We start from the raw sequence: 5755 nt of genomic DNA on the forward strand, positions 1-5755 counted from the left end.
ACTCAATTGTCTATCTTTTGGTATTAACCTATTTGTGCCTTAAGTCCTTTCCTGTATGAATTTCAGCTACTTTTGAGCGTAGTTGCTCTCATCGAATTTTATTTTAAGTTAATTATTTGCATAACAATTCCCGAAGAGCCGGATTTAGTATGACTAATGGATAGGCCTGCTACGAATAAGGAAAAATGATATTGGTATTGATATTTTGAGCTTATGCTGTCCCATCTGCTTTTTACTTGCGACTTGGTGTGAGATGATCTAGAAATGTGTATTTCATGACAAGGATAAAGAAAAGTAATGGCAGAAATTCAGTTTTCCAAGGGGTTAAAAGAACCTGTTGTTCCCGATATCCGCTTAAGTCGCACTAAAACGGGGGAGAAAGGATCGGCAAAATTTTATTTTGAGCAACCGACTATCCTAGGAGATCAACAAACCGAGGAAATCACGGGGATGTATCTCATTGATGAGGAAGGGGAAATCGTCACCAGGGAAGTAAAAGGCAAATTCATCAACGGTAAACCCACGGCGATCGAAGCTACGGTTATTTTCAATTCTCCCGCAGAGTGGGATCGTTTTATGCGTTTTATGGAACGTTACGGTAGCGAAAACGGTCTAGAATTTACTAAATCTTCCTGATTTGGCCCTTAGCTTTCGGCAATTTGTCAAAAAACCCGCATTCGGGATCGATGCGGGTAGAGGTAAGAAATCAGAAGAAAAACCTATTTAACTGCCAACAATTCCACATCGAAAAGTAAAGTCGCGTTGGGAGGAATTACCCCACCGGCACCCCGCGCACCATAACCCAATTCTGGGGGGATAATTAAGGTACGCTGCCCACCGACTTTCATCGATGCCACTCCTTCATCCCATCCTTTGATCACTTGACCAACTCCAATGGTAAAGGTAAAAGGTTGATTGCGATCCTTGGAACTATCGAATTTTTTGCCGTCTGTCAGGGTTCCCGTATAGTGAACAGTCACTTTTTGGCCTTTTTGGGGAGTTTCTCCGGTTCCTTCCACGATATCGATGTATTTTAGTCCCGAATCGGTGGTGACTGCTTGATCTAAATCCATGGAGATGATTTCCTTATTAATAGGTTGAGTGATAGCGGGTGGATCGATTTCTGCGGCGATCGCATTGGTTTTTTCCCCTCCACCAAAGAGGGAAGCAACGATTAAAAATAAGCCACAAACCGCAATAATAGCAAAACTGAGCAAGATTTCGCGCATTGATTTCATAGTTCCCTAACGCCAGAGTTTATTCTCTAAGTCTCTCACCTGCCGTTCTAATCTATCAATCCTTCCCCGCAGTTCATCCATTTCCGATTGTCGGGGAACCCCTAAATCCTGCAAGATATTGCGGATATAGCGTTCTAAGTTATTCTCGAAGCTCCCTTGTTCAGACTTCATCTGTGTCATCAGATCATCGACAAAGTTTTTAGCCTGATCGGAATTGATTTTACCGTCTTTTACTAATTCGTCGCTCACTTCTTTGATCTTTTCTGCCACCATGGAAGTAGTGCCAATACCCATCAGCAGCAATTGTTTAATCCAGTCGCTATTATCCATTGTTTTCACACCTTTCAAGGAGACGGGGACAAAAATATCCCTATTCCATTATGGACTTTTGCGGCGGTAACGGCAGAGCGATCGAGTAGATAACCCCCCAAAGTTATCCCCGTGGAACTCCCCCCATCTAGGTTTAAACCGTCCTTTGCCGACATTAACAGCAAAATTCGGGCTAATTCGCCTAAACTTGCCCCCCGTCCCCCGACACGATTATGGATAGCCACTAGCAAAATTTTTCCTTCTCGGCTGACTGCGATCGCACTGCGGGAAGCTTGTTGATTTTGGAATGCAGGACTAAATTTTTCGGCATTTCCATCCAAAACTATGCGCCCATTCTGCAATAATAGGGGGCCAGCACCTAAAATCTGGGGATAATCAGCAAAATCTCTCGGTAGGGTGACGCTATCGAGGTTGACTCTTTCACCAATATTTAAATTAATATCTGTCTTTCGGCAGATGACTAAATAGCCGTTTTCCGGTATGGCGATACTGTCCTGTGGGAAAAGATTATTTAATTTCTCCGTCACGCGATCGCCTTGAACGACTAACCCGGTTTCGCGCTCGGTGAGGGGATGATAATTACTCCCCCAATCGCGAGTATAACGACTGCAGCCGGCTGTCAGGAAAGCACTATTTAACTGGGTTAGGGGAAAACGTTGTCCGGTGGCAGTAATGAGAGTTTCCTCTAAACTAAGGCGATCGATCCTGATCTGACCACGATTATCCCATGCGATCGCTCCTCGGTTTAAAATTGGTCCGGATAACCATTTGCCATCCACACGAATTGCCCCCAAAGGTAACTGATTATTACGATTAAAAAAGCCGCCATTAATCATCGCTACCGCATTACTTTCGCTATTAATCGTGATCAGGGGATTAGTGCCGCGCACTGAGGTGGAATTAGCGGTGATTGGTTTAATAGTTATCTGAGGATTTCTGGGATCGATTTCTAACCAAGTCACGGGAAACCAATCTTTGTCTAACTGGATATATTTTTGATTCCAGATTAACCCTGGTTGCCAAACAATGCGCTTTTCATCCATAGCATCGGGACGAGAATCAATGATAATTCGGGGAGGATTATCCACACTGCTGATCTGTAATCCGTAGGCAGTGGGAAGGTTAATTTTTAAACGACTGATCACCCCATTATTTTCTAAGGAAGTGATCTGAGTGGGTAAGTTATTATTGGAGTTACCTAGATCATCTTCATCGTTATTTTGATTACTGTTGCTGATAGTTTGGGGTTGAAACTTAGAGATAAGGGATTGCTGGGCATTTCCTTCTAGGGTAATCACTGCTTGATTTTTTGCCTGACTAACTTGCCAAAAGGTCGGGCGATCGAGTTGAATAATAATCCTTTGTACTGCTCCATAATTTTCTAGCTGAATATCTTGCATCTGAGGAGCAGGAAAGTTAATAGTTAAACTATCACCATTAATAGTGGTTGTTGCCCCCATTGTTAGTAAAATATCCGTAACGTCTAGCCAGCGATCGGAATTGATCAAATTAGCTGATAAAGTTTGTAAATTAAACCAGTTTATCGGTTGCTTTTTTGGATCATTTGTGCTAAGAAAATCCATGCCGAATAATTGTCTTGCTCCCGTGTCACTCATGGCGATTCTGGTACTATTTGCTGCTGTCCACTGTCGCCAAGGTACGGACAAAGAACGACCATTAAGAATAATTGTTCGTCCCTGTTGCTGGTTCGATAAATCCCTAGCAGCTAAAGTTATTGGTGATCTATGATCGGCTAAAGATATAGCTGGACTGCCAAGAATTATCAAGGAAGTTACCGTTAAACAGATAGATGATAAAGTCAGGTAATTTAACTGCATAATTATCTCCCTAAATTACCTTGGTTAAGATGATAAAGAGCAATGATTTTTTCCGTGACTTCTGTAATACTGAGATGATCGGTATTAACTTCGATCGCATCTGCAGCTTTTCGCAGGGGTGCTAGGGAGCGATTACTATCCAAATAATCCCTTTTTTCAATCTCTTGGGTTAATTCTGCGAGACTAATACCCCCATTTCCCTGCGCTTCTAAGTCTTTTAATCTCCTTCTGGCTCTTTCTTCGGGTGTCGCTGTCAAGAAAATCTTTAATTCCGCTTCTGGGAAAACATTAGTACCAATATCCCGACCTTCGACAACTATTCCCCCCGACATTCCCATCTGTCTTTGCAGGGTGACTAACTGCTGTCGCACCGCTTTTTGAGCGGCAATTCTGGACACTTGCGAGGTAATTGCGGGAGAGCGAATCTCTAAAGTCACATCTTGCCCGTTAATCTTCACTATAGTCACATTTTCGGGACTATCGGCGGGGATTATTGCTATCTTCGCTAAAGATAATAACTCGGCGATGGCCGCTTCTGCGGACAAATCCAGACCGGAATTCACCACTAACCATGTCACCGCGCGATACATCGCACCGGTATCGAGATAAGTTAACCCCAATTTTTCGGCTACTAAGCGCGTTACCGTCGATTTTCCCGCTCCAGCAGGCCCATCAATAGCGATAACTGGCCGACGTTGACGCAAGATTATATTATCAATTAAACGGGTTTGACCGATCGATCCGGCGATCGCTAACAGTCCCCCTGTCTCGATCTGCTCGATCGGTTGTAAACTCTGGGGATGGACTAAATCCAGATACTGACAGCGAAATTCTGGTACTCTGTCGAGATTTTTTTGGACAATAGCCAGTAGTTTTTCCCTTTGTCTTTCCCCTAAACGAAAACTTTCGAGAGCTAATTGCAAACTTTGGGCGATAATTGTCGCTTTTTCCCTTTCTGTGGCCGATAGATACTGATTGCGAGAACTAACTGCTAATCCCGATGTTTCTCGCACTGTAGCACAAGCGCGAATCTCGATCGCTAAATTTAAATCCCTGACTAATTGCCGGATAATCGCTAACTGTTGGGCATCCTTTTCGCCAAAATAGGCGATCGTCGGTGCAATTATATTAAATAACCTGGTGACAATTGTGGCTACTCCCTGAAAATGCCCCGGACGAAAAGCACCACATAACCCGCTAGTCAGAGAAATCGGGGGAACAACTGCGGTTATCTCCTCAGAATTACCAATTCCTAAAGTTTCCGCACTGGGAGCAAAAATAGCAGCAACTCCCAAGTATTCACACAATTGGCGATCGCTGTCAAGGCTGCGGGGATAGCGAGAAAAATCCTCTGTGGGGGCAAATTGTAGAGGATTAACAAAAATACTGACCACAGTTACCTCCGCTTCCGTCACTGCGCGTCGAATTAGACTAGCATGACCTTTATGGAGAGCGCCCATGGTTGGCACGAGGGCAATACTGCGATCATGGCGATAATCAGCCAAAAAAGTGCGTAAACCGGGGATTGTTGTGAATATTTGCACAGGGTTCACTCCTTTAATAGCCTATTCCACTACTATTCGCCATTCGTGCAGTTCATACTCCACACAGCCATTTTCAATCAGGGGATGCTGCCCGATGATCGATTCGGCTGCTTCCGGGGAATCGGCTTTAAATAATAACATCCCATCGCCTCTTTCTGTCCAATAACTCGTTTTTGTCTCCTGTCCTGACTTAAAAGAGGCGGTCGGCAGGGGGCAGGAGGGAAAAGTACCACTTTCATGCTTGGCGGTGCCAACTTTGGCATCGGGACTGTCTCGATTAAACGCTGCACATAGGCTTGTTTGACAAACTAGGGCATAATTTTTTTCAGGACAATGACCGGTGAGCAACCCCACAATTATATAGGGTTTGCGGCAAAAAGTTTGTTGGTGGGGTTAGGAGTCAGTAGCCGGTCGTCAGTAGCCGGTCGTCGGGAGTTTCAGGCTTTGTTGCCCTCTCTTTTTTGTACCAACTTATGTACTACAAGAAGGATAATGCCAGGTTTTTGATGGTCTCAATCCGATTTTCGCAGCATGAACATCGGATTTTAACAGGTCAAAAGCCTTATTTTAAAAGGGTTTTACCATTATTCAGCAAACCCTATATAGATTAATGGCAAAAAAGACTTGACAAAATCCCTCGATTTGACCTATACTTTTTATTATAATGGGAATCCGTGCCGAAATATATAAGTATCTAAGCACAATTAATTACACATCTAAGCCACTACTCCGTCAGACTTCTGCTGATGTGAGCAAACAGAGAACTGAAAACTCAAATCCGATCCCTAATAGCTGTATCCCGTCT

General features: G+C 43.8%; 6 protein-coding genes. 1 reads left to right on the forward strand and 5 read right to left on the reverse strand.

Annotation, left to right across the window (positions count from 1 at the left end; genetic code table 11):
* Window positions 1-297 precede the first annotated feature (297 nt).
* Window positions 298-636 carry a photosystem II reaction center protein Psb28 gene (psb28, locus tag IM477_RS05870; protein ID WP_002758684.1) on the forward strand — a complete coding sequence of 113 codons (339 nt, stop codon included), beginning with the start codon at window positions 298-300 and terminating at the stop codon, window positions 634-636.
* Window positions 637-719: 83 nt separating this feature from the next.
* Here the strand turns inward: psb28 and IM477_RS05875 are convergent, their stop codons facing one another.
* From IM477_RS05875 to IM477_RS05895, 5 genes are read right to left on the reverse strand one after another with little or no spacing between them, the layout of a single operon-like run.
* On the reverse strand, window positions 720-1238 hold the full coding sequence (locus tag IM477_RS05875) for an FKBP-type peptidyl-prolyl cis-trans isomerase (RefSeq protein WP_287730894.1): 519 nt from the start codon (window positions 1236-1238) through the stop codon (window positions 720-722).
* Window positions 1239-1244: 6 nt separating this feature from the next.
* Entirely contained in the window at window positions 1245-1568 is a 324-nt protein-coding gene (locus tag IM477_RS05880) for a phasin family protein (protein WP_002758682.1), read from the reverse strand.
* 14 nt (window positions 1569-1582) lie between these two features.
* Window positions 1583-3406, reverse strand: a complete 1824-nt coding sequence (locus tag IM477_RS05885) for a phosphodiester glycosidase family protein (RefSeq protein ID WP_287730895.1) — start codon at window positions 3404-3406, stop codon at window positions 1583-1585.
* 2 nt (window positions 3407-3408) lie between these two features.
* Window positions 3409-4950, reverse strand: a complete 1542-nt coding sequence (locus IM477_RS05890) for a bifunctional pantoate--beta-alanine ligase/(d)CMP kinase (protein WP_287730896.1) — start codon at window positions 4948-4950, stop codon at window positions 3409-3411.
* 21 nt (window positions 4951-4971) lie between these two features.
* Complete coding sequence (locus IM477_RS05895) at window positions 4972-5304, reverse strand: YciI family protein (RefSeq protein WP_287730897.1); 333 nt, start codon at window positions 5302-5304, stop codon at window positions 4972-4974.
* Window positions 5305-5755 lie beyond the last annotated feature (451 nt).

The sequence above is a fragment of the Microcystis sp. M090S1 genome, assembly GCF_020246295.1.
Classification (GTDB): domain Bacteria; phylum Cyanobacteriota; class Cyanobacteriia; order Cyanobacteriales; family Microcystaceae; genus Microcystis; species Microcystis aeruginosa.

Bases quoted from the DNA above. Each gene is read 5' to 3' on its own strand.
- psb28 (WP_002758684.1), top strand. From the start codon at position 298: ATGGCAGAAATTCAGTTTTCCAAGGGGTTAAAAGAACCTGTTGTTCCC.
- IM477_RS05875 (WP_287730894.1), bottom strand. From the start codon at position 1,238: ATGAAATCAATGCGCGAAATCTTGCTCAGTTTTGCTATTATTGCGGTT.
- IM477_RS05880 (WP_002758682.1), bottom strand. From the start codon at position 1,568: ATGGATAATAGCGACTGGATTAAACAATTGCTGCTGATGGGTATTGGC.
- IM477_RS05885 (WP_287730895.1), bottom strand. From the start codon at position 3,406: ATGCAGTTAAATTACCTGACTTTATCATCTATCTGTTTAACGGTAACT.